This window comes from Kluyvera fluvialis (assembly GCF_059725275.1).
Genome location: NZ_AP046142.1, coordinates 1,970,983 through 1,994,765, shown reverse-complemented (window position 1 = coordinate 1,994,765; position 23,783 = coordinate 1,970,983). Strand labels below are relative to the sequence as shown.

At 52.0% G+C, this 23,783-nt stretch carries 23 protein-coding genes and 3 tRNA genes; 9 read left to right on the top strand and 17 right to left on the bottom strand.

All coding sequences use genetic code 11. The annotated features are described in order from the left end of the window. Positions 1-113 precede the first annotated feature (113 nt). The gene (locus tag AC6I4B_RS09510; RefSeq protein ID WP_497771243.1) at positions 114-1,901 is read left to right on the top strand and encodes a diguanylate cyclase; all 1,788 of its coding nucleotides are present in this window, start codon (positions 114-116) and stop codon (positions 1,899-1,901) included. 142 nt (positions 1,902-2,043) lie between these two features. Here the strand turns inward: AC6I4B_RS09510 and AC6I4B_RS09505 are convergent, their stop codons facing one another. The 7 genes from AC6I4B_RS09505 to uvrY all read right to left on the bottom strand — a co-directional run bounded on the left by AC6I4B_RS09505 (position 2,044) and on the right by uvrY (position 7,175). Continuing rightward, on the bottom strand, positions 2,044-3,216 hold the full coding sequence (locus AC6I4B_RS09505) for an ElaD/SseL family deubiquitinase (RefSeq protein WP_497771242.1): 1,173 nt from the start codon (positions 3,214-3,216) through the stop codon (positions 2,044-2,046). A gap of 429 nt (positions 3,217-3,645) precedes the next feature. After that, a tRNA-Leu gene (locus tag AC6I4B_RS09500) sits at positions 3,646-3,732 on the bottom strand. A gap of 12 nt (positions 3,733-3,744) precedes the next feature. Beyond that, a tRNA-Cys gene (locus tag AC6I4B_RS09495) sits at positions 3,745-3,818 on the bottom strand. Positions 3,819-3,858: 40 nt separating this feature from the next. Next, positions 3,859-3,934, bottom strand: a tRNA-Gly gene (locus AC6I4B_RS09490). A 151-nt stretch (positions 3,935-4,085) separates the two neighbouring features. Continuing rightward, on the bottom strand, positions 4,086-4,634 hold the full coding sequence (gene pgsA / locus AC6I4B_RS09485; protein ID WP_497771240.1) for a CDP-diacylglycerol--glycerol-3-phosphate 3-phosphatidyltransferase: 549 nt from the start codon (positions 4,632-4,634) through the stop codon (positions 4,086-4,088). A 55-nt stretch (positions 4,635-4,689) separates the two neighbouring features. Next, entirely contained in the window at positions 4,690-6,522 is a 1,833-nt protein-coding gene (uvrC, locus tag AC6I4B_RS09480) for an excinuclease ABC subunit UvrC (protein ID WP_497771239.1), read from the bottom strand. Further along, positions 6,519-7,175, bottom strand: coding sequence for a UvrY/SirA/GacA family response regulator transcription factor (gene uvrY, locus AC6I4B_RS09475; RefSeq protein ID WP_064544562.1), 657 nt, complete (start codon positions 7,173-7,175; stop codon positions 6,519-6,521). Before uvrY ends, uvrC begins: the two co-directional genes overlap by 4 nt. Before the next feature lie 457 nt (positions 7,176-7,632). On the opposite strand from uvrY, the gene AC6I4B_RS09470 reads away from it, so the two are divergent. Beyond that, positions 7,633-7,857, top strand: coding sequence for a DUF2594 family protein (locus AC6I4B_RS09470; RefSeq protein WP_497771237.1), 225 nt, complete (start codon positions 7,633-7,635; stop codon positions 7,855-7,857). A gap of 71 nt (positions 7,858-7,928) precedes the next feature. On the opposite strand, the gene sdiA is transcribed toward AC6I4B_RS09470, so the two are convergent. The 8 genes from sdiA to AC6I4B_RS09430 all read right to left on the bottom strand — a co-directional run bounded on the left by sdiA (position 7,929) and on the right by AC6I4B_RS09430 (position 15,300). Next, positions 7,929-8,654 (bottom strand): quorum-sensing transcriptional regulator SdiA, encoded by a 726-nt coding sequence (gene sdiA / locus AC6I4B_RS09465; protein ID WP_497771236.1) that lies wholly within the window; start codon positions 8,652-8,654, stop codon positions 7,929-7,931. A 321-nt stretch (positions 8,655-8,975) separates the two neighbouring features. Continuing rightward, positions 8,976-9,728 carry an L-cystine ABC transporter ATP-binding protein TcyN gene (gene tcyN / locus AC6I4B_RS09460; protein ID WP_497771235.1) on the bottom strand — a complete coding sequence of 251 codons (753 nt, stop codon included), beginning with the start codon at positions 9,726-9,728 and terminating at the stop codon, positions 8,976-8,978. Then, positions 9,725-10,393: a cystine ABC transporter permease gene (gene tcyL / locus AC6I4B_RS09455; RefSeq protein WP_497771234.1), complete on the bottom strand. Its 669-nt coding sequence runs from the start codon at positions 10,391-10,393 to the stop codon at positions 9,725-9,727. Before tcyL ends, tcyN begins: the two co-directional genes overlap by 4 nt. A gap of 13 nt (positions 10,394-10,406) precedes the next feature. Then, the gene (dcyD, locus tag AC6I4B_RS09450; RefSeq protein ID WP_497771233.1) at positions 10,407-11,393 is read right to left on the bottom strand and encodes a D-cysteine desulfhydrase; all 987 of its coding nucleotides are present in this window, start codon (positions 11,391-11,393) and stop codon (positions 10,407-10,409) included. Between the two features lie 207 nt (positions 11,394-11,600). After that, on the bottom strand, positions 11,601-12,401 hold the full coding sequence (gene tcyJ, locus AC6I4B_RS09445; protein ID WP_497771231.1) for a cystine ABC transporter substrate-binding protein: 801 nt from the start codon (positions 12,399-12,401) through the stop codon (positions 11,601-11,603). 85 nt (positions 12,402-12,486) lie between these two features. Then, the gene (gene fliZ / locus AC6I4B_RS09440) at positions 12,487-13,038 is read right to left on the bottom strand and encodes a flagella biosynthesis regulatory protein FliZ (protein WP_497772081.1); all 552 of its coding nucleotides are present in this window, start codon (positions 13,036-13,038) and stop codon (positions 12,487-12,489) included. A gap of 60 nt (positions 13,039-13,098) precedes the next feature. Next, positions 13,099-13,818 carry an RNA polymerase sigma factor FliA gene (locus AC6I4B_RS09435; RefSeq protein WP_497771230.1) on the bottom strand — a complete coding sequence of 240 codons (720 nt, stop codon included), beginning with the start codon at positions 13,816-13,818 and terminating at the stop codon, positions 13,099-13,101. Between the two features lie 165 nt (positions 13,819-13,983). Next, positions 13,984-15,300 carry a FliC/FljB family flagellin gene (locus AC6I4B_RS09430; RefSeq protein WP_497771229.1) on the bottom strand — a complete coding sequence of 439 codons (1,317 nt, stop codon included), beginning with the start codon at positions 15,298-15,300 and terminating at the stop codon, positions 13,984-13,986. Positions 15,301-15,564: 264 nt separating this feature from the next. Between AC6I4B_RS09430 and fliD the strand changes: the two genes are divergently transcribed. The 3 genes from fliD to fliT are packed head-to-tail and all read left to right on the top strand — an operon-like array spanning position 15,565 to position 17,774. Further along, entirely contained in the window at positions 15,565-16,965 is a 1,401-nt protein-coding gene (gene fliD / locus AC6I4B_RS09425; RefSeq protein ID WP_497771228.1) for a flagellar filament capping protein FliD, read from the top strand. A gap of 24 nt (positions 16,966-16,989) precedes the next feature. After that, a complete protein-coding gene (fliS, locus tag AC6I4B_RS09420) occupies positions 16,990-17,400 on the top strand; it encodes a flagellar export chaperone FliS (RefSeq protein WP_497771227.1) in 411 nt (136 codons plus the stop codon). After that, positions 17,400-17,774, top strand: a complete 375-nt coding sequence (gene fliT, locus AC6I4B_RS09415) for a flagella biosynthesis regulatory protein FliT (RefSeq protein WP_497771226.1) — start codon at positions 17,400-17,402, stop codon at positions 17,772-17,774. Before fliS ends, fliT begins: the two co-directional genes overlap by 1 nt. 42 nt (positions 17,775-17,816) lie before the next feature. Here the strand turns inward: fliT and yedD are convergent, their stop codons facing one another. Together yedD and fliE are read right to left on the bottom strand one after the other, a co-directional pair. Further along, complete coding sequence (gene yedD, locus AC6I4B_RS09410; RefSeq protein ID WP_497771224.1) at positions 17,817-18,215, bottom strand: lipoprotein YedD; 399 nt, start codon at positions 18,213-18,215, stop codon at positions 17,817-17,819. A 328-nt stretch (positions 18,216-18,543) separates the two neighbouring features. Beyond that, positions 18,544-18,855: a flagellar hook-basal body complex protein FliE gene (fliE, locus tag AC6I4B_RS09405; RefSeq protein WP_497771223.1), complete on the bottom strand. Its 312-nt coding sequence runs from the start codon at positions 18,853-18,855 to the stop codon at positions 18,544-18,546. 215 nt (positions 18,856-19,070) lie between these two features. On the opposite strand from fliE, the gene fliF reads away from it, so the two are divergent. From fliF to fliI, 4 genes are read left to right on the top strand one after another with little or no spacing between them, the layout of a single operon-like run. After that, the gene (gene fliF / locus AC6I4B_RS09400; RefSeq protein WP_497771222.1) at positions 19,071-20,732 is read left to right on the top strand and encodes a flagellar basal-body MS-ring/collar protein FliF; all 1,662 of its coding nucleotides are present in this window, start codon (positions 19,071-19,073) and stop codon (positions 20,730-20,732) included. Next, complete coding sequence (gene fliG, locus AC6I4B_RS09395) at positions 20,725-21,720, top strand: flagellar motor switch protein FliG (protein WP_497771220.1); 996 nt, start codon at positions 20,725-20,727, stop codon at positions 21,718-21,720. The genes fliF and fliG overlap by 8 nt, the downstream gene beginning before the upstream one ends. After that, positions 21,713-22,411: a flagellar assembly protein FliH gene (gene fliH, locus AC6I4B_RS09390; RefSeq protein WP_497771219.1), complete on the top strand. Its 699-nt coding sequence runs from the start codon at positions 21,713-21,715 to the stop codon at positions 22,409-22,411. Before fliG ends, fliH begins: the two co-directional genes overlap by 8 nt. Then, complete coding sequence (fliI, locus tag AC6I4B_RS09385) at positions 22,411-23,781, top strand: flagellar protein export ATPase FliI (protein ID WP_497771217.1); 1,371 nt, start codon at positions 22,411-22,413, stop codon at positions 23,779-23,781. The genes fliH and fliI overlap by 1 nt, the downstream gene beginning before the upstream one ends. Positions 23,782-23,783: the final 2 nt, after the last annotated feature.

Here is a 23,783-nt window from a genome sequence, read left to right as displayed (position 1 = left end):
TGACGATAACAACAGGCGGCCTTGGGCCGCCTTTTTTATTTTCACGCTAAATCATGCCTTTTCTATAATTTTAATTATGCATAGGTATTATTCGCCGCAGAAGGAACCAACAGGTGCGAATTGCGACAATCACAAACTGGGCGTACGGCTCGACGGTATGCCTGACTATCGCCTCCGGCATTGTGATGCTAATGGCATCGGGTGCTGATAGCACCGAACGTCGGGCGGTAGAACAACGGCAGGTATTTACGCAACTGACCGATAGAGTAGAAACCGACGCCTGGTCGTTGTCCGATTTGGCACGGTTATACGTGGTCAACAAAGACCCGGATACGCTAAGTGAATATCGCCAAAAAGAGACAGCGCTGGTCGACGTGGAGCAACGGTTATCGAAACTCAAAGATACCGGGGCGACGCTTGAGGAGCTGGCGCAACTGCATGAAGGGTTGCAGATTGTCGATAAACTCCAGGACGAGCAACAGGCGGCGCTCTCTGATATGGCTCGCGGCGAACAGAAGCAAGCAGCCGCCCTGCTGTACGGCAAAATCTATGAACAGGAACTCGAACGCGCACAGGTGCGTATCGACCATTTCCGTCAGATGATCGACACCCGCGCACAAAATGCCATTAAAGACGCCACCCAGACATCACAGAGGTTGCGCACGCTCTCCGAAGTGATGGTAGGGCTAACGGCGCTGCTGTTTTTGTTCGTTCTCGGCTTTATTTTAAAGCGCCGCGTGCTGCGACCCGTTGTGCGTTTAAGCGATGTGGTTCACCGGCTGGCATCGCAGGATTACGCCGTTGAGACGCCTAACTTTAATCAGATTGATGAAATTGGCGATATGGCGCAGGCAATCCGCATATTCCGCGAAAACGGCCTGGCGCGACAGCGGCTGGAGAAAGAACGCGACGCCGATTGGGCGATACGTGAATTGCTGGCGCGAATGACCCAGCGTTTGCAGGGCTGCGAGAACTTCACCGATGTGATTAACGTGGCGCTGCTTTTCGCCCCCAATATCGCACCCGGCATTTCTGGCCGGCTTTACATTCTTGACCGCGATCCGTGGCAGATGCGCTGTGTTGCCGAATGGCTTGCGCCACAGGGCAACGCCGATGCCTTCCACCCTGATGAATGCTGGGCCGTACGCCGTGGGCAGAGCCATCCACCGGTTAACGGTGAGCCGGATATCGCCTGTTATCACCTGCCGGAATCCACCCGACACCAAACCCTGTGTGTGCCGCTCATTGCTCAGGGCGAGGCCATTGGCCTGCTCTCATTCCAGAATCTTAATGATGAAACCGCCCCTTCACGCGCCTATCTGGAGCTGATGGCAGAAGCCCTCGGCCTGGCCTTAGCCAACCAGCGCCTGCGCGATGCGCTGCTGGAAAAAGCACTCTACGATCCGCTGACTGGCCTGCGTAATCGCCATCACCTGGAAGACACTCTGCGTACCCAGATGAGCCAGGCGATACGCAATGAAGAACCGGTAAGCTGTTTGATGATTGATATCGACCACTTCAAAAGCATTAACGACCGCTTTGGTCACGAAGCGGGCGATGCGGTTATCAAAGGCGTTGCCGCGATTATTCAGCGTGTTACCCACGATAACGGTATCGCCTTCCGCTACGGCGGGGAGGAGTTTCTGGTGCTGCTGACAGGAATGGATGACGAAGCCGCAAATCGTATCGCAACGGCTGTCTACAACGGCGTTCGCGAGCTTACGCTGCGTTTTGGCGTATCGGATATCGGCCACATTGATGTATCCATCGGCGTGGCCAGCTATCCGCAGCATACCCAGAGCGACAACCTTCTGCGCGCCGCCGACGTTGCGCTGTATCGCGCAAAAGAGCTGGGCCGCTCACGTATCGTCAGTTTTGGGATGCTGGAGAAAGCTGACTGACCCCGAGATTGGGTTGAACTATCCTCGCAGAGGGCTGTAAGGCCCTCTTGTTGCAACGAGCATAAAGCACAAAACAACGTGATACAGCGCTACATAACATGTGCATTGGTTGTTCGCGGCAGGGATAACATCAATCGTAATGTCACATTCTGCCGAGCGCATCGACAATGCTATATTCATACATTTGACGACGACTCTGGATATTAAATAATATTTGTTCTTCTGCTGATAATTTCGAAAAAGACTCAACAAATTCATTAAGGGTATCTACTGGCTCTCTCTCCGAGTTTTTTGATAGTAATTCAGCGGCCTTAATCGTAAATATGCCACATCCATTTGGAACATTTTCCTGCATATCCCCATGAATAAACCGGACATTTTCTTCAGCCACCCCTACCATATCCGCTGAGTTTATAAAGTGCTTTCTTATATCCTTGCTTAAACCACTAAAAGAATTAAATACAACACATTCAGCCTTACCGTTAAGTCTGTTTTTATACAACACAAACAATACCCAATGGTCTCCTGTGTTGATGGGGAAAACCTCTGTTTTTTCAAAAGCATTAGCGCATTGTATTTTGTCTGCCATCTGCTCAGATAAATTATTCGTTTTATTTACTGGCTCAATCAGTCCTATAGGGAAATGAAATGACAGATTATCAGTATTCGAGAGTATACCCGTCATGGCAGAGTTGACCTCGTCTGTCATCAGCATACGGCCATTACTCCAGATATCAGAGCTATCAAACGTCTCATGCTGTGATTGCGGCCTGTCTCGCCCTCTAAACATGGTAGATGCATCTTGTTTTTGCGTTATATTTGTCATAGCAGAGCCAGCCATGTAAAGTAATTTAGACTGGGAATAAAACTTACTCATGCTTTCATTGTTTTTACCTTTAGCATTAGCATTAGCATTAGCATTAGCATTAGCATTAGCATTAGCATTAGCATTAGCATTAGCATTAGCATTAGCATTAGCATTAGCATTAGCATTAGCATTAGCATTAGCATTAGCATTAGCATTAGCATTACAGGCCGTTTCATATAACTTCAGACTGGCCTGTTGAATATCCTTATCTATCTCTATGTACCCTTTTGTTTTACCGCTAAATAAATCAAAAAGAATATTCTCGGCTATCCCCCCGACATCATCATGACGTAAGGCAAGGTTTAGTAGCATATCAATACAATCGAGGTTGCCATCTGCCGCCGATTCAGCCAACAAATTAAGGGTATTAACATCCACCTCTTCTGTAAAAAGGTTATTAAACTGTTCTGCGGTTAACTGATAAGAATCGTAGCATCCATTAATCATTTTGCCTCCCCTAAAAGGAGCAATTATTAATACTAGTATTTCTATCATTTCCCCTATGTGAAATTACACAGGTGATCACCGTATTTTATTATTTCCTATAGATTTATTGGGTATCTTGCTAAACGGTGCTTTGCTAACTATCGCCTAACATTGGATGGAGATATCCAGAACCCTCAGAATCAGTCGCCTCGGGAACCCTGGATATTAGTTGCATCAAAGTTTTTCTGTTCCAAACTTTTCAACAAACCTGCCCCGCCCTCTGTGGTAGAGGCGTACATCTGTTTTTTATATTACCTGACTGGAGATTGCACTTCATTGCCCCTCGTAACCACAGGATGTGCACAGGGCGTGAATTTCAGGCACAAAAAAACCACCTTTCGGTGGTTTTTTACGACACTGCTTATCATTGATTTTATTCTACTTTTCCCATGGTACCCGGAGTGGGACTTGAACCCACACAGCGCGAACGCCGAGGGATTTTAAATCCCTTGTGTCTACCGATTCCACCATCCGGGCTCGGGAAGAAAGTGGAGGCGCGTTCCGGAGTCGAACCGGACTAGACGGATTTGCAATCCGCTACATAACCGCTTTGCTAACGCGCCTTTAAAACTTAAACACCCGCAACTGCCGATGCTTTTAATTTGGAGCGGGAAACGAGACTCGAACTCGCGACCCCGACCTTGGCAAGGTCGTGCTCTACCAACTGAGCTATTCCCGCATCACCAAGTCGTTTTATTAACTACTTGATTTTGCTATCGTCTGGCAATCAGTACTGCCGTTCGATGCGTTGCATTCTACTTATCTGACGCGGTGAGTCAACGGTATTTTTCGCAACTTGGTGCTGTTTGCTGAAAATAACGCCGAAACGATCACTCTTGAAGCAAATCACCGCGTGCAGCGTTCAAATATTGCAACATTGACCACAGTGTCAGCACCGCTGCCACGAGGAAAAGTGCAATACCCGCCCACTCAACCCAAATGTTTGGACGCCACAGCATCCAAACCAGCGCTGCCATCTGCGCAGTGGTTTTAACTTTACCCACCCACGATACGGCCACACTGCTGCGTTTGCCCAGTTCGGCCATCCACTCACGCAGCGCAGAGATAATAATTTCACGTGCGATCATCGTCGCCGCGGGTAACGTCACCCACCAGGTGTGGTAGTGTTCCGCCACCAGCACCATGGCGATAGCCACCATCACTTTATCAGCCACTGGGTCAAGGAACGCACCAAAGCGAGTACTTTGGTTCCAGCGACGGGCCAAATAACCATCAAACCAATCGGTTACGGCGGCTATAAAGAAAATTAACGCGCAGGCAAACGGCGCCCAAACAAAGGGTAGGTAGAACGCCAGCACGAAAAAAGGGATCAGGATGACACGGAACAGCGTAAGCAATGTAGGGATATTATATTGCATGGCGAGGTAACTATCTGTTGTTAGTAAATATTAGCCCTATGTTGCTACAGAGCACCTAATGTTTCAACGAGTAGAAGATCTTTTCTGCTAACCCGAGCGATATTCCTGGTACTTTGGCGATGTCTTCAATGCTCGCCTGCTGCAAACCCTGTAGGCCGCCCATGTATTTGAGCAGCATCTGACGGCGTTTAGGCCCCACGCCTTCAATTGTCTCCAGCGAGCTGGTGCTTTTTACCTTCGCACGTTTCTTACGATGCCCGGAGATAGCGTGGTCGTGTGATTCATCGCGAATATGTTGAATAACATGTAGCGCGGGGGAGTCCGGCGGCAGACTAAAGCCCTCACCTTCCGGTTCAAAGAACAGCGTTTCCAGCCCTGCTTTACGGTCACTGCCTTTCGCAACACCCAACAGCAGCGGATGGTTTTTATCCCACGGCACGTTTAGCTCCGCGAAAACGGCCTTCGCCTGGCCCAACTGCCCTTTCCCGCCGTCGATTAAAATGACGTCCGGGATTTTACTTTCATCGATGGCCTTACCGTAGCGGCGGCGTAAAACCTGATTCATCGCCGCATAATCATCACCCGGCGTGATACCTGTAATATTGTAGCGGCGATATTCCGCGCGTAATGGGCCATTGGCGTCAAACACCACGCAAGAAGCGACCGTCTGCTCCCCCATTGTATGGCTGATATCGAAACACTCCATCCGCTTAATAGCTGGTAATTTCAGCTCGGCAGACAGCGCCTGGAGGCGTTGATGCACTGTGGACTGTTGCGACAGTTTGGTTGACAGCGCCGTTACCGCATTGGTGCGTGCCAGCTTAAGGTAGCGAGCGCGGTCGCCACGCGGTTTTGTCTGCACCTGAATGCGTCGCCCCGCCATCTCGGAAAGCGAGTCAGCCAGCAGGGTTTTATCTTTGAGCGTAAAGTCGAGGAGAATTTCCCCCGGCAGCGTACGCATCTGGCTGCCCTGGAAGTAGAACTGGCCGACAAAGGTTTCCACCACTTCGCCCAGCTCAGTATCACTCGGAACTTTCGGGAAATAGCTGCGGCTACCCAGCACTTTGCCCTGGCGGATAAACAGCACGTGTACGCAGGCCATACCGGCTTCAAACGCCACACCAATCACATCCAGATCATCGCCGTTATTGGAAACAAACTGTTTTTCGGTGACGCGTCGTACGGCTTGAATCTGGTCGCGTATCCGCGCCGCTTCTTCAAACGCCAGCGCCTGGCTGGCTTTTTCCATGCGAGCAATTAACTGCGTTAATACCTGGTCGTCCTTCCCGGCGAGGAACAGACGCACGTAATCTACCTGCTGCGCATACTCTTCATCACTCACCAGCCCCGCCACGCACGGCCCTAAGCAGCGACCAATTTGATATTGCAGACAAGGCCGCGAGCGGTTGCGATAAACACTGTTCTCGCACTGGCGAATAGGGAAGATTTTTTGCAGCAGCGCCAGCGTTTCTCGCACCGCATAACCGTTAGGAAATGGACCAAAGTATTCACCTTTCGCATGTTTAGCCCCACGATGAGTCGCCAGACGCGGATGCGTGTCGCTGCTCAGGAAGATAAAAGGATACGATTTATCATCACGCAGCAACACGTTATAGCGCGGCTGATACAGCTTGATGTAGTTATGCTCAAGCAGCAGCGCTTCCGTTTCGGTATGGGTAACGGTGACATCAATTTGAGCTATTTGCGCTACCAGAGCTTCCGTTTTACGGGAGGCCACCTGGGTACGAAAATAGCTGGAAAGGCGTTTTTTGAGATCTTTGGCTTTGCCAACATAAATAACCGTGCCGCCGGCATCATACATACGATAAACGCCGGGCTGGCTGGTTACTGTTTTCAGAAAGGCTTTTGAATCAAAAACATCACTCACTGACTTGCTAACGACTCCGCATTGCACAGGCCATGGCGAATTGCCAGGTGCGTCAGTTCAACATCACCGTGTATATTCAGCTTGCTGAACATACGATAGCGGTAGCTGTTCACTGTCTTGGGACTCAGATTCAACTGCTCTGAGATCTCATTCACCTTCTGACCTTTAGTGATCATCAGCATAATCTGCAATTCGCGTTCAGACAAACTGGAGAAAGGCGATTCCGTCTTTTCCGGTTCAATCTGACTTAACGCCATTTGTTGAGCGATGTCCGAGGCAATATAACGCTGCCCGGAGAACACTGAACGAATCGCGTTGACCACCTCTTGAGGGGCTGCGCCTTTGCTGAGATACCCGGCAGCACCCGCCTGCATAACTTTTGCTGGTAACGGGTTTTCCGTATGCACGGTCAACATAATCACTTTGGTGTCCACCGCGGAACGCGCAATTTTACGCGTTGCCTCAAGGCCACCTATTCCCGGCATATTCATATCCATAAGCACAACATCAACCGGGTTAGCACGGCACCATTTCACCGCATCTTCTCCGCAGTTAGCTTCGCCGGTGACTCTAATGCCTTTTATATCTTCGAGAATGCGTCGTATCCCTGCGCGCACCAGTTCGTGGTCATCAACAAGAAGGACGTTGATCAAAGGAATAATCTCCAGAATAGGGATAACGCTACTACTTCTTAATTTACCTATACTACGGGGTTTTATATCAATTGTGAAAGTCTAAAAATGCCAGAGCATCGATTTCAGTCTCGTTTTTGGAAATAAACATGTACAGAGGCTGGAAACCTCTATAAAACAGCAGCATACATATCGAAGAGATAAGTATGCCTGTATACATAAATGCATTAAATGGGCGCTTTGTCGTATATCAACCAAATAGGCCTCATAATATGTAACAACAATTAACGACGAGTGAACCATATTTAAACAATTTAGCCCTAACTGACTGTTCACACATGTTTAAATAATTCTTAATACCTGCCCCGGACAGAGGACAAAAAACAGGCACTCCTTTTTTTCCCCTTGCTTGTGGTATACTTCGCCGCTTTCATAATCCGCATCGCGTAAAACGCGCAGAAATCGTACGAGGCAACAAATGAGCACACCTGATTTTTCCACCGCTGAAAATAACCAAAACCTGGCACAGGAAGTCTCCTGCCTGAAGGCCATGCTGACTCTGATGCTCCAGGCTATGGGTCAGGCTGATGCCGGTCGCGTGATTATTAAGATGGAAAAGCAAATTGCGCAGTTAGAAGATGACGCTCAGGCTGCCGTATTCTCCAGTACTGTTAAGCAAATTAAACAAGCTTACCGCCAGTAATAATAAACAGGCTGTAAGCATCGCTGCTTACAGCCTGTTGGCGGTCTGGCACGCAGAACGGAAAAAATGGGTCAGATCAAACCAATCGCCGCCGCATAGCAGGCAATCTGCGTTTTATTCGGCGCATTAAATTTCTTCTGCATATTCTTCTGATGGAAATTCACCGTATTTTCGGAAATCGCCAGAATCATCGAAATTTCTGCCGATGTCTTGCCTTCTGCTGTCCATTTCAGAATTTCTAATTCCCGCTTGCTGAATTTCATTTCTCGCGGCATGACCATTTCATCTTCCACGCGCAATAACGCCAGCAGGCTGATTTCCAGCAATATTTGCAACCGCAGCGCGACTTCATCTTCCCGTTGTACAGGGCGCGATGCGCCTCGCGTACGCGATACCGACAGAAAACCGTGAGCGTGATTAGGCAGCATCAAGCACTGGCTTACACCCGTTTGTATGCCGTGATCGCGCGCGGCGCACCACAGCTCCTGAGCATCGTTGAAAAGTTTGTCATCCCAGCGCAAATGGCCCAATGAGAAATTATCCGGCTTTAACACCGGATCAATCGCTAAATAGTTTGCCGATTTGTAATGCGCCATCCAGGCATCGGGATAAGTGGTATACACCGAAATTTTAGGCCGCGTGAAAGGCACGGGATGACGGACACACAGAGAAAAGAAATCGTATTCCATGAACTCTGTTTGCTGCTGTAATAGCGCGTAAATCTGTTCGCTTGCCGATGCGGTCTGGAAAAGGTGCAGCATTTCCCGCCGCCAACTGAAGAAATCATCGTTTCTCATAACCGTTGAGAAACCCCCTGATTAACAATTATTTTTATGAATACAGAAAGCTAACACATAAATCTTATTTATATGTATAAAATATCACGCCCCGGCAAAATAATCGCATTTTGCCCCATTTGTGTAACCAAAGCCGCACAACGTCCGTATTCAGGCGTTTTTAACACCGCCCAGAAACAGTCAAGTAGGTCTATTAATTAAATGCACTTAAGTTAAATTTTTCATAAATAAACGCTCATCGAGGTAAGCGCATCGTTCTCGATGAAAAATAAGTGCGACAAACGCACGCCCATCGGAAGTGATGGACATGCGCTGAAAGAGTTACTGCATGAGGAATTTTTCGAGGAACTGACGCGTACGTGCCTGCTGTGGGTTGGCAAACAGTGCTTTGGCTTCGCCCTGCTCCACCACTCGCCCTTGATCCATAAATATTGCGCGATCGGCCACATCACGAGCAAAGCTCATTTCATGGGTCACAATAACCATTGTGCGCTTCTCTTGCGCCAGCGCGCGGATGGTGTTCAGCACCTCGCCCACCAGCTCAGGGTCTAACGCCGAAGTCGGTTCATCGAACAGAATCACATCCGGGCGCATCGCCAGCGCACGAGCTATCGCCACGCGCTGTTGCTGCCCGCCAGACAACCGGCGCGGATAACTCGTCTCTTTCCCCACCAGCCCCACTTTGCCCAGCAGCTCACGCGCCAACGCCGTTGCACCGGCTTTGTCCTCGCCCTTCACAATCACCGGGCCTTCAATAATATTTTCCAGCACCGTCCGATGCGGAAACAGGTTGAAGTTCTGGAACACGAAGCCGACATGCTGACGCAGACGGCGAATCAACCCTTTTTGCTGGCTGATAGGGCGCGCGGTATCAATGGTGATATCCCCGACGCGAATCGTGCCGCTCTCCGGCTGTTCCAGCAGGTTAATGCTGCGCAGCAGCGTGGTTTTGCCCGAGCCGCTTGGCCCGATAATCGCCACCACTTCGCCTTCCTGAACTTCCAGGTCAATCCCGTGCAGTACCGTTTGGCCGTGGAATTTTTTCACCAGGTTTTTGACTTCAATTGCACTCATTTCGGGTCATGCTCCTGGCGGTTAAGCTGGTTTTCAAAATAGTTCTGTAGCGCCGACAGCACCGTTGCCATCACCCAATAGATAAGCGAGGCCGCAAGGTACATGGTGAACACTTCCAGCGTGCGCGAGGTGATCAACTGCGCCTGGCGGAACAGTTCCGGTACCTGGATAGTCGCCGCCAGCGAGGTGTCTTTCACCAGGCTAATGAAACTGTTCGATAACGGCGGCAACGCCACACGCGCCGCCTGCGGTAAAATCGCCCGACGCAGCGTTTGCCACGGTGTCATGCCAATACTTGCCGCAGCTTCCCACTGCCCTTTATCGATTGATGCAATCGCCGCGCGCAGGGTTTCCGCCGCATAGGCTGCGGTATTTAACGACAAGCCAATCATCGCCGAAGGGATCGGGTCAAGCTCAATGCCAAACTGCGGCAGGCCGTAATAAATCATAAACAGCTGCGCAATCAGCGGAGTACCGCGAAAAATAGAGATATAGCAGCGCGCCAGCCAGCGCACAGGGGCAATGGACGACATGCGCATTAGCGCAAGCAGGAAGCCCAACAGTAAGCCAAAAAACATCCCGCCAATGCTCAACTGGAGCGTAAAGACCGCGCCTTTCAACAGAAACGGCGCAGAATCGATAACTAATTGAATACTTTCTTGCATAGGTGCGTTCTATTTAAATATGAGGATGATAGGCAAACAACGCAGGCGCGCCGCCGGTGTGGATAAATAAAACAGGCCCTTCATCCTTAAAGCGCTTTTGGCTAATGCCATCAATCAGCCCCGCCATCGCTTTACCGGTATACACCGGATCGAGCAAGATGCCTTCAAGACGAGCCAGCAGTTTCACCGCTTCCATGCCCGCATCATTTGGAACGCCATAGCTCGGTGCAAAATAGTCGTCCCACAGAGTGATATCCGCTTTCGCAGTTAATTCTAAGCTGCGGGCAATCTCCTGCTGTAGCGTGACCACTTTTGGCTGTTGTTCCGCCACCGTGCGCGACACGGTGACGCCAATCAGTTCAACATCCGGCATCACCTGTTCCAGCCCGACCGCCAGCCCCGCGTGCGTCCCCGCACTGCCGGAGGCCACCACCACGGATGAAAGCGACACCGCGCCTTCACACTGCTGGGCGATTTCCAGCGCGCTTTCCACATACCCCAGCGCGCCTAACGCGTTAGAGCCGCCAACCGGAATGACATACGGACGAAAACCCTGGGCTTCAACGCGCGTTGCCAGCTCGGCAAGCTGCGCATTCGGGTCATTCAGCGCATCACACATTTCCACCTGTGCATTGAATAAGTCCAGCAGCAGGCGGTTGCCGTTACTGAGATAGTTTTCTGCCCGCGTTCCCATTGGGTTTTCCAGCAGCGCCACGCAGTGCAGCCCTAATTTAGCGGCCACCGCCGCCGTCTGGCGTACGTGGTTAGACTGAATCGCCCCTGCGGTAATCAGCGTGTCTGCCCCTTCGCGCAGGGCATCGGCGGCTAAGAACTCCAGCTTGCGCAGCTTGTTGCCGCCCATTGCCAGCGGCGTAACGTCATCACGTTTGATAAAGATATCGCGACCAATATAGTCAGAGAAACGCGGCAGGTATTCCAGTGGCGTTGGTGCGCCGATAAACTCCAGGCGCGGGAAACGGGTTAAATTTTGCAGTGACATACACTCTCCTCGGCATCATTATTTTTATTATACTCTATGGCTTACGCGGTGCGGGAAGGTGGCGAGTGAGCAACGCCCGATGAGCTAACTGTAGACAGTGGTTCGAGGGGGTGAACGCGGCCAACGTACCTGTAACGCGAAGACGATGAGTATATGCGCTTAAATAAAAAAAGGCGCTCAAGCAGCGCCTTTTTTAAATCACCGCGATTACTCGGTAACGTCAGCCCCGAACCATTTTTCAGACAGTGCTTTCAGGCTACCGTCTTTATGCATGGCGTCAATCGCGCTATCCACCGCTTTCAGCAAGTCTTCATTGCCTTTGCGCAGCGCAACGCCGGACTCCTGACGAGAGAATGCCTCACCCGCAACAGCCAACGTATTGTTGGTTTTCTTAACCAGGTCCAGCGCCGCCAGGCGGTCAACCAGAATGGCGTTGATGCGGCCTACGCGCAAGTCCTGGTATTTGGTTGGATCATCATCGTAAGTGCGGATATCCACGCCCTGCACGTTCTGGCGCAGCCACTCTTCGTAGTTTGTCCCCAGACCCACGCCGACTTTTTTACCTTTCAGGTCAGCCGCCGTTTTAATCGAGCCTTCGTTGCCTTTTTTCACCAGCGCCTGGATACCGGAAATGGTATACGGGGTGGAGAAATCATATTTTTTCTGTCGCTCAGGCGAAATAGTCACCTGGTTAATCACGACATCAATACGTTTTGAATCCAGTGAAGCCAGCATACCGTCCCATTTGGTCGGTTTCAGATCCGCTTTTACGCCGAGATGCTCGGCCAGTTCATTGGCGAACTCCACTTCAAAACCGGTCAGCTTGCCGTCATCGCCCTGAAAACTAAACGGAGGATAAGTGCCTTCCAGCCCAACGCGCAGCGTGCCACGTTCTTTGACTTGGTTTAACAGATTTTCAGCAGCGAACGTTTGCACGCTTGCTCCTGCGACCAACGCGACGGCCATTGCGCCCATTAGCGCCTGACGCCCCAGAAATGCAAGTTTCATTATACCCCCGAAAAGCTTCACTTTTTTGTAGTGTAAACCGTTCGCCACCAATGACAAACACTGATCTGCTACATCTTATTCCAATTTAATATATATCAGAGGTTTCACGGTCTGCGTAATTCAGCGCGTTAGTCTGGGGGAGCTGACGCTGGAAGCGAAGGTATTTGCGTAGCGCAATACGATAATTATTGGTGCTGGTATCCGGCAGCCAGGCTTCCAGTTTTTCGTCGGAGTGGCGCTCCTGCAATACGGCGCGGGGAACCTGCAGCTCATCAAAATGGTTGCCCAAACGGCGCAGGCGCACCACATACTCGCGAACCGTACCGGCGCTCATGTCCGTTTGTTCAAGGAGGTATTGTTTAAAACCAATGATATTGAAGAAAGCGCTCTGTTCTTTACAGTGCAGATCGCCGCAGAAACGGCACAGCGCAGACCATGCGCTTCGCTCCTGCTGCCAGTCAGCTTCATCCATCAGCATGTCGAGGCGGGAAATAGCGATTTTATTCACTATCTCCCCCTGGCGCACAAGGGTGATGCGATCGAGCAATTTATGACAGTGGGCGCAATGCGTTTCGCTGTGTTTGAAGTCCTTCAGATAGCGGCTTAGTGGCCGTCTTTTTACCTGCATCATCATGATAACTCCGGGTTTTCATTGCATAATGCGGCATTTTGAGGTCGAATGTGACGTTATTCTAACCTACTGCTTACCCAGTTTGATGCGCACACGTTTAATGGCCTGGCTGTGCAGTTGACTGACCCGCGATTCCCCCACTTCCAGAACCGCGCCAATCTCTTTGAGATTCAGCTCTTCCTGGTAATAAAGGGTTAGTACCAACTTTTCGCGCTCCGGTAAGGCCTCAATGGCCTCCATCACGCGATGGCGAAGATCGCCCTCCAAGAGTTGATGTAATGGGTTTTCACGCTGATTTTCTTCCGTCACCAGCTCAATGCTGTCGCCATACTCTTCTCGCCACTCGTCGTAGGAAAAAAGCTGGCTGTTGTTAGTGTCTAACAACACCTGACGGTACTCTTCAACCGCGATCCCCAATCGCTGCGCGACTTCTGTTTCCGTCGCGTTTCGTCCCAGTTCCTGTTCCAGTTGACCTAGCGCTTGCGCAACTTCACGTGCGTTGCGCCGAACGCTACGCGGAACCCAATCCCGGCTGCGTAGTTCGTCCAGCATCGCCCCACGGATGCGTTGCACTGCGTAAGTAGTAAATGCCGTGCCTTGCAGAGCGTCGTAACGTTCAACAGCATTCAATAATCCGATACCGCCCGCCTGGAGCAGATCGTCCAGTTCCACGCTCGCGGGCAAACGTACCTGAAGGCGTAGCGCTTCATGGCGCACCAACGGCACATAACGTTGCCACAGCGAGTGTTTATTCATTACACCTTCAGCGGTATACATTGAATCCACGATAAACAGCCCTGCATCATATGAGTTATCGGCACAATTATCCGTTTCTATAGCCGTTTTAATCGGTGGAACAGTGGTAAAAATAGGGGGTTATTTGGAGAGTAAGTGAAATTTAGGCCATAAAAAACCCCGCCGAAGCGGGGTTTGACAGGCCTTGAGCGGTGATTAGCCCTGCAGCAGAGACAGAACCTGCTGTGGAACCTGGTTAGCTTTAGACAGCACGGAGTTACCCGCCTGCTGAATGATTTGCGCTTTAGACATGTTGGACACTTCGGTCGCATAGTCGGCGTCCTGAATACGGGACTGCGCTTCAGACAGGTTGGTGGTGGTGTTGTTCAGGTTGGTGATTGCGGAATCCAGACGGTTCTGCACAGCACCCAGGGAAGAACGGAATTTATCAACAGATGCGATAGCTTTGTCCAGCAGAGCCAGCGGATCGCTTGTTGCAGTACCGGCAAAGGTAGAGGTTGCAACTTTGGTCGCATCAGCAGGATCATCGGTTAAACGCAGGGTAGTCGCGATAGCCGCAGTTTGGCCGTTAGCAATCGCATCTTTACCGGTAGAGCCCGCCAGGTAGTCTTTACCCTGTACAGAAACATAACCAACGGCTTCACCAGCGCTGTTGGTGGTGACTTTAATTGGCTGACCAGTTTGTTTCGCACCGGTAACACCGTTAGCTGGGTCATCATAGGTGACATCAGTGGTGTTCAGTTTGACTTTACCGTCATCAGCAACAGACGCAGAGTAAGAGTTACCACCAGACTGAATCACGTAAGTGTTGGTTGCTTTACCATCCTTATCAAGGATGTTGTGCAGGCTCATGCTGGAGTTATCACTCAGACCCAGAGTTTTCGCAATAGAACCCGCTGCCGTTGCATCACCAAAATCAATCGCAACAGGAGCAGCAGCACCTGGGATAGTGGTCAGTGCATCACCAACTTTCAGTGCGTTACCCGCAACAGAGAAACCTTTCAGACCTAAAGTAGAAGAGTCAATCTTCTGCAGGTCAATAGAGATGGTCTGGCCGTCGTTCGCGCCAACCTGAATCTTCATGGTGTTGTCTTTCGCCAGCACGTTCACGCCGTTGAACTGAGTCTGACCGGATACGCGGTCAATTTCAGACAGACGGGATTTGATTTCGTCCTGAATAGAAGACAGGTCGGAATTTGAGTTGGTGCCGGTGGTTGCCTGAACGGTCAGTTCACGTACACGCTGCAAGTTGTTGTTGATTTCAGACAGCGCGCCTTCAGTGGTCTGCGCCAGAGAGATACCGTCGTTAGCGTTACGTGCAGCCTGAGTCAGACCTTTAATGTTAGAAGTGAAACGGTTAGCAATCGCTTGACCTGCTGCGTCATCCTTAGCGCTGTTGATACGCAAGCCAGAAGACAGACGCTCGATAGAGTTCGACAGAGCAGACTGGTTCTTGTTGATGTTGTTCTGAGTGATCAGCGAGAGGCTGTTGGTATTGATGACTTGTGCCATGATTCGTTATCCTATATTTCAAGTCGTTGATTACGTAGTGGGTTTTCACCCGTCGGCTCAATCGCCGTCAAACCTGTTATCGTCTCCCGTAAAACAACCTTTAGACTTTTTTTTACCAAAGCCGCATTTTTTTAGCCGTCGAAATACTCTTTTCTCTGGTGCTTATTCCCGCCATTAAAAAAAAATGATTAAGCGTAAACTTTGCCGCATTCAGGTCGATAACCTTGTTATTCATTCTATATGTCGACACATTAAGGAACTAAAATGGCAAGTATTTCTTCACTGGGAATTGGATCTGGCCTGAAGCTGAGCGACATTCTTGACAGCCTGACCGCAGCAGAAAAAGCGACGTTGACACCTATTACAAAACAACAGACGTCTTACACCGCCAAACTCAGTGGCTATGGTTCATTGAAAAGTGCACTGGAAGCGTTCCAGACAGCGAATACCACGTTGTCCAAAGCCGACCTCTTTACCGCAACCTCGACCACGAGCAGCAGCTCCGCGTTTAGCGCCACCACCACTGGCAACGCGATTACCGGTAAATACACCATTAATGTCACTCAGCTAGCGCAAGCGCAGACGCTGACAAGCACCTCAACGCAAAAAGATAATAAAGCCGCGATCGCGACCAGTGACAGCAAGCTGACCATTCAACAAGGTGGTGGCAAAAAGCCAATTACCATTGATATCAGCGCAGGCAATTCCTCATTAACTGGCATTCGCGATGCTATCAATAATGCGAAAGCGGGCGTCAGCGCGAGCGTAATTAACGTGGGTAACGGTGAATATCGCCTCTCCGTCACCTCCAATGATACCGGTGCAGATAACGCGATGACCCTGAGCGTCAGCGGCGACAGCGCGTTGCAAAGCTTTATGGGTTATGACGGAACCAGCGGCGGCATGAAAGAGAGCGTAACGGCTCAGAACGCCAAACTGACCGTCAACAACGTTGATATTGAAAACAGCAGCAACACTATTAGTGATGCGCTGGAAGACATCACCCTGAACCTGAACAATACCACTACCGGTAACCAGACGCTGACCATCTCTCAGGACACCAGCAAAGCGCAAACGGCAGTGAAAGACTGGGTAACGGCCTATAACGCCTTACAAGATACCTTCAGCAGCCTGACCAAATACACCGCTGTCGATACCGGCTCCGACAAGCAGGATGCCGGTAACGGCGCGCTGCTCGGCGACTCTACCCTGCGCACCATTCAGACACAGTTGAAAAGTATGCTCAGCAACTCGCTAAGCAATTCAGCGTACAAAACGCTGGCGCAAATTGGCGTTACGACGGATCCAAGCAACGGTAAATTGGAATTGGATAACGACAAACTTTCCGCAGCGCTGAAGAAAGACGCCGCTGGCGTGAAAGATTTGATCACAGGCGACGGCAAAAAAACCGGCGTCACAACCACGATTGGCACCAATCTGACGAGCTGGCTTTCCACCACCGGGATTATTCAGGCGGCGAAAGATGGCGTCAGCAAAACGCTGAACAAACTGACCAAAGACTATAACGCCGCCAGCGATCTTATCGATCAGAAAGTCGCGCGTTATAAAGAGCAGTTTACTCAGCTGGACGTCTTAATGACGTCGTTAAATAACACCAGTAACTACTTAACGCAGCAGTTTGAATCCAGCAGTAGTTCTAAGTAACCATTCAAGATCAGGAGAGACATCATGTACGGGGCAAAAGGTACGCAGGCCTACGCACAGATTGGAGTAGAAAGCGCGGTCATGAGCGCCAGTCAACAACAGCTGGTGACGATGCTGTTCGATGGCGCACTGAGCGCGTTAATCCGCGCTCGCCTGTTTATGCAGGACGGCAATCAACAAGGGAAAGGGCTTTCCCTGTCGAAAGCCATCAACATCATTGAGAACGGACTAAGAGTAGGTCTGGATGAAGAGAGCCGTGATGAGCTAACGCAGAACCTGCTGGCGTTGTACGCCTACATGGTCAGACGCCTGCTCCAGGCCAACTTACACAATGATCTAAGCGCCATTGAGGAGGTGGAGGCACTTATGCGCAATATTGCCGATGCCTGGAAGGAATCTTTACTTTCGACCAATTTAATTCAGGACGCTGTCTAATGAGCCATGCACCGCATCTCTATCTCTCGTACCAACAGCTGGTTGAAAAAAGCAATATGATGCTGCGACTTGCCACAGAAGGATTGTGGGACGAATTGATCGCCAGTGAAATGGATTACGTCAATGCGGTGCACAGGATTGCCCAGTTAACCCAGCAAAGTCAGCCGAGTGACCCGGTTCAGGAGCAGCTTCGCCCGCTGCTTCGCACTATTCTGGATAACGAAAGCTCCGTCAAACGTCTGTTACAGGCGCGGATGGACGAACTCGCCAAACTTGTCGGTCAATCATCGATGCAAAAAACGGTGATGACCACTTACGGCAATCAAGGTGGATACGTTCTGGTGCCTCAGGATAAAGCGGATTCCAATCATTGAGACAGCGCGCTCCGGCAAACTTTAGCCGGAGCGACATCTTGATTACGGCTTCATTTTCGCCAGCGCAGCCTCGCATTGCGCCGTTGGGCGCTCAACACGCTGCAATGTCATGCCATCATATTTAAGCGTATTCCCGTCACGCTCAACCTTATAGACATCCAATTTATCGGTCACGTTATACAGCGTGTCGCCGCGCAACGTCAGTTTACCCGGCAGCGCAATCACTCGTTGCCACTGACGGCAATCCAGCATATCGCCATCACGCATCACAATCAGGCTACCCATCGCCTCCGGGCTAACCAGCGCACTTTGCGGCCCGACAGATTGCCAGTACCCGTCCAGCCCCGCCGGAGCCGGTGTTTTCACCACGGTTGAGTAGTTGTCAATTTGAGCACAGCCCGCCAGCGTCAACAGCGCCGCCACAATGGCTAATTTTTTCATTATTCATCCTGTTTCGGGAGAAAAAAACGGCCCATTATAGCGTTAAATCGACGCAGGTTTCATCGTCATTGACCCAATGACCGCCTTTATTCTCAGCGTAAAACCGGGGACATCGGAGCACAGTGGAGGGAGATAAGGAACCGTCGCAATAGGCCATCAGCCGAAATGGCTAAACAACTCAGGATGTGAGTGCAGAAGACAGAGACGGTAGCGAGATAAAAAGCAGGTCAGTTTTATGCTGGCGGTTGCGAATACGTCAATGGCCGCCCCCCATTCATGCCCCACGCGCGCAAAAATTCCCGGCGTCGGGCAGTGAATGTCAGGCGCGTTACACCTGCATTCCCATCATTTCTTGATAAGCGCCTACCAGCTTATTACGCACCTGAATCCCCATCTGCAAAGAAACGGACGCTTTTTGCAGATCGGTCATAACATCGTTCAATGCAATCCCTGGCTCACCGAGTGAGAATTTTTCCGCCTGCGCTTTGGCGCTGTTTTGCGTTTCGCTTACGCGATCTAACGCGGCATGTAGCTGCCCGGCAAAGCTTATCGTTGGTTGCGTATCTACGCTGTGATTACGCGCCATCGCCGCCGTCGCCTGTAGCTGCGACAGGACGCCCTCAATACCCTGAATCGCCATGTTGACTCCCAGATTGTTTTTTACCTGCGAACGAGCTTACCAGCTTGTCAATAAGATAAAGGCCTTAAATAACGCATTAAAAACGGGTTATTTGGCCCATTAAATTTCTCAAAGCATCAAATAATGTCATTGCTGTTTTTATGTGTTCTGCGCCAGGGAGTCTGCTTTGTTTTGTCTACGTTTAACGCCATTGATCAGGATCGACGAGGTGCGCAATGAGCGCTAGTGCTACGGCTACGCCACAAAATAAAACTGTAGAGTGGGTCAACCGCCTGCGCGCCAATCCAAAAATTCCACTGATGGTGGCAAGCGCTGCCGCAGTGGCTATTCTCGTCGCAATGGTGCTGTGGGCTAAAGCCCCGGACTATCGCACGCTGTTCAGCAACCTGTCCGATCAGGACGGTGGCGCTATTGTCAACCAACTGACCCAGATGAACGTCCCCTATCGCTTTGCCGATAATGGCGGCGCGCTGGAGGTTCCGGCTGATAAAGTGCATGAACTACGTCTACGTTTGGCGCAGCTTGGCCTGCCGAAAGGCGGTGCTGTAGGTTTTGAACTCCTCGATCAGGAAAAATTTGGTATTAGCCAGTTCAGTGAACAGGTTAACTACCAGCGTGCGCTGGAAGGCGAATTAGCCCGCACCATCGAAACGCTTGGCCCGGTAAAAAGTGCCCGCGTTCATTTGGCGATGCCCAAACCCTCACTGTTCGTTCGCGAACAAAAAGCCCCTTCGGCTTCAATTACCGTCAATCTGGAACCAGGCCGCGCTCTGGATGAAGGGCAAATTTCTGCCGTGGTGCATCTGGTGTCCAGCGCGGTTGCCGGGCTGCCACCGGGTAACGTGACGCTGGTCGATCAGGGCGGCCATCTGCTGACCCAATCCAACACCAGCGCGCGCGACCTGAATGATGCGCAGTTGAAATATACTGCGGATGTCGAAGGCCGAGTCCAGCGCCGGATTGAAGCCATTTTAGGGCCGATTGTCGGCAACGGTAACGTTCATGCGCAGGTTACCGCGCAGGTTAACTTTGATAATAAAGAACAAACCGATGAGCAGTATCGCCCGAACGGCGACGCCAGCCAGGCGGTTGTGCGTTCGCGTCAGGTCAGTGAGAGCGACCAGGTCGGTAGCCCGTACCCTGGCGGTGTGCCAGGCGCGTTATCCAACACCCCTGCTCCAGCGCCATCCGCGCCCATTTCAACACCGCCGGCCAACCAGGCGAATACCGCCACGCGAACCACCCAAACCACTGGCCCGCGCAACACTCAACGCAGCGAAACCAGCAACTTTGAAGTCGATCGCACCATCATGCACACCAAAAAGAACGTCGGCGATGTCCAGCGTCTTTCGGTGGCGGTGGTCGTCAACTATCGCAATTTGCCGGATGGCAAACCGCTGCCGCTGACTAACGATCAGATGAAACAGATTGAGGATTTAACCCGCGAGGCGATGGGCTTCTCCAGCACGCGTGGCGACACCCTCAACGTGGTCAATTCGCCGTTTAACAGCAGTGATGACAACACAGGTGAACTGCCGTTCTGGAAACAACAGTCGTTTATTGACCAGTTGCTCTCCGCCGGACGTTGGTTAGCCGTCCTGCTGGTGGCCTGGCTGTTGTGGCGCAAAGTAGTGAAACCACAGTTGAAACGCCGTGAAGAAGTGGCCCAAGCCGCTGTAGCACAGGCTCAGGTTCGCCAGGAAACGCAGGAAGCCGTTGAGGTTCGCCTCAGTAAAGATGAACAAACGCAACAACGCCGCGTCAACCAGCGCCTGAGCGCCGAGGTGATGAGCCAGCGTATTCGCGAAATGTCCGATAACGATCCGCGCGTGGTAGCGCTGGTCATTCGCCAATGGATGAATAACGACCATGAGTAATCTTTCAGGAATCGACAAAAGCGTCATTTTGCTGATGACGATTGGCGAAGATCGTGCCGCTGAGGTGTTTAAGCACCTCAATAGCCGCGAAGTACAGCAGCTCAGTACTGCGATGGCGGGCGTGAAACAAATCTCCAATAAACAGCTCACCGATGTGCTGGCAGAGTTTGAACAAGAAGCCGAGCAGTACGCGGCGCTGAGCGTGAACGCCAATGAATATCTGCGTTCCGTGCTGATTAAAGCGCTGGGTGAAGAACGCGCCTCTAGCCTGCTGGAGGACATTCTCGAAACGCGCGAAACCACCAGCGGCATCGAAACGCTCAACTTTATGGAGCCGCAGAGCGCTGCCGACATTATTCGCGAGGAACACCCGCAGATCATCGCCACTATTTTGGTTCACCTCAAACGTGGCCAGGCGGCAGATATTCTGGCGCTGTTCGATGAACGTCTGCGCCACGATGTGATGCTGCGTATCGCCACCTTCGGCGGCGTACAGCCTGCCGCGCTGGCAGAACTGACCGAGGTGCTGAATGGCCTGCTCGATGGTCAGAACCTCAAGCGCAGCAAAATGGGCGGCGTGAGAACCGCAGCCGAAATTATCAACCTGATGAAAACCCAGCAGGAAGAAGCGGTCATTACCGCCGTACGCGAGTTCGACGGCGAACTCGCGCAGAAAATCATCGACGAGATGTTCCTGTTCGAAAACCTGGTGGAAGTGGACGATCGCAGCATCCAGCGTCTGCTTCAGGAAGTGGACTCCGAATCGCTGCTTATCGCGCTCAAAGGTTCCGAACCGCCGCTACGCGAGAAATTCCTGCGCAATATGTCCCAGCGTGCTGCCGACATTCTGCGCGACGACCTCGCCAACCGTGGCCCGGTACGCTTGTCTCAGGTGGAAAACGAACAAAAAGCGATCCTGCTGATTGTGCGTCGTCTGGCCGAAACCGGCGAGATGGTCATTGGCAGCGGAGACGATACCTATGTCTGATACCACGCCGTGGGAAATCTGGCAGCCTGACGATCTCGCACCACCTGCGGTTACCGAGTTCACCCCGCTCTCTGTCGATGAGCCGGACGAAATGCAGGAGGAAATCTCCGCAGAACAACGGCAGCAACAGCAGTTGGCGCAGCTACAAATTCAGGCCCATGAACAGGGTTATCAGGCCGGTGTGCGGGAAGGCCACGCCGTCGGACAGGAGCAGGGTTATCAAGAAGGCCTGGCGCAAGGGCTTGAGCAAGGTTTAGCGCAGGCAAAACAAGAGCAAGCGCCGATTTATGCTCGTATGCAACAGCTAGCAAGCGAGTTCCAGCACACGCTGGATACGCTCGACAGCGTAATTGCGTCAAGGCTGATGCAAATGGCGCTGGAAGCCGCGCGGCAAATCGTCGGCCAAGTGCCGGTGGTCGATAACACCGCGCTTATCAAACAAATTCAATCGCTACTACAGCAGGAACCGCTGTTCAGCGGCAAGCCACAGCTACGGGTAAGCCCGGAAGATTTACCTCGCGTAGAGGAGATGCTGGGCGCAACGCTGGATCTGCACGGTTGGCGGCTGCGCGGTGATCCGACGCTGCATCCTGGCGGGTGCAAAGTGTCTGCCGATGAAGGCGACCTTGACGCCAGCGTCGCAACACGCTGGCAGGAACTGTGCCGCCTGGCGGCTCCGGGAGCCTGCTAATGACCGTCCGATTAACGCGCTGGCTGAACACGCTCGACAACTTTGAAGCACGGATTGCGCAGCTTCCCGCCGTGCGCCGCTATGGTCGTCTGACCCGCGCAACCGGCCTGGTGCTGGAGGCAACCGGCCTTCAGCTTCCGCTCGGCGCAACCTGCATTATCGAACGCCAGCAGGGCAGCGAAATGCAAGAAGTGGAAAGCGAAGTGGTCGGCTTTAACGGTCAACGTCTGTTTTTAATGCCGCTGGAAGAGGTCGAAGGCATTCTTCCCGGCGCGCGCGTTTACGCCCGTAATACGGCAACCGATGGCCTGCACAGTGGCAAACAGTTACCGCTTGGCCCGGCGTTGCTGGGGCGCGTGCTCGACGGCAGCGGTAAACCGCTTGACGGCCTGCCTGCGCCAGACACCACCGAAACCGGCGCGCTGATTACACCGCCGTTTAACCCGTTGCAACGAACGCCGATTGAACACGTGCTGGACACCGGCGTGCGCCCTATCAACGCCCTGCTCACCGTCGGGCGCGGCCAGCGCATGGGGCTGTTTGCCGGTTCCGGCGTGGGTAAAAGTGTGCTGCTCGGCATGATGGCGCGCTACACCCGCGCTGATGTAATTGTGGTCGGGCTGATTGGCGAACGTGGGCGCGAGGTGAAAGACTTTATCGAGAATATTCTCGGCACCGACGGGCGCGCGCGTTCAGTGGTGATTGCCGCACCGGCGGATGTCTCTCCCCTGCTGCGTATGCAGGGGGCGGCTTACGCCACTCGCGTGGCGGAAGACTTCCGCGACCGGGGCCAGCATGTGCTGCTGATTATGGACTCGCTGACGCGTTACGCGATGGCACAGCGTGAAATCGCGCTGGCGATTGGCGAACCCCCGGCGACCAAAGGTTATCCGCCTTCCGTGTTCGCCAAACTCCCGGCGTTAGTGGAGCGCGCAGGTAACGGCATCACCGGCGGCGGCTCGATTACGGCATTTTATACCGTCCTGACCGAAGGCGATGACCAGCAAGATCCTATCGCCGACTCGGCGCGCGCCATTCTCGATGGTCACATCGTGCTGTCGCGCCGACTCGCTGAAGCGGGACATTACCCCGCTATTGATATTGAAGCGTCTATCAGCCGTGCAATGACCGCGCTGATTAGCGAAGAACATTACGCCAAAGTGCGTAATTTCAAACAATTGCTCTCCAGCTTCCAGCGCAACCGCGATCTGATTAGCGTGGGGGCATACGCCAAAGGTAGCGACCCGATGCTGGATAAAGCCATCACCCTGTGGCCGCATCTGGAGGCATTTTTGCAGCAAGGCATTCTCGAAAAAGCAGACTGGGAATCCTCAATCCAGGCTCTGGAATTGATCTTCCCAACGTCATAGTG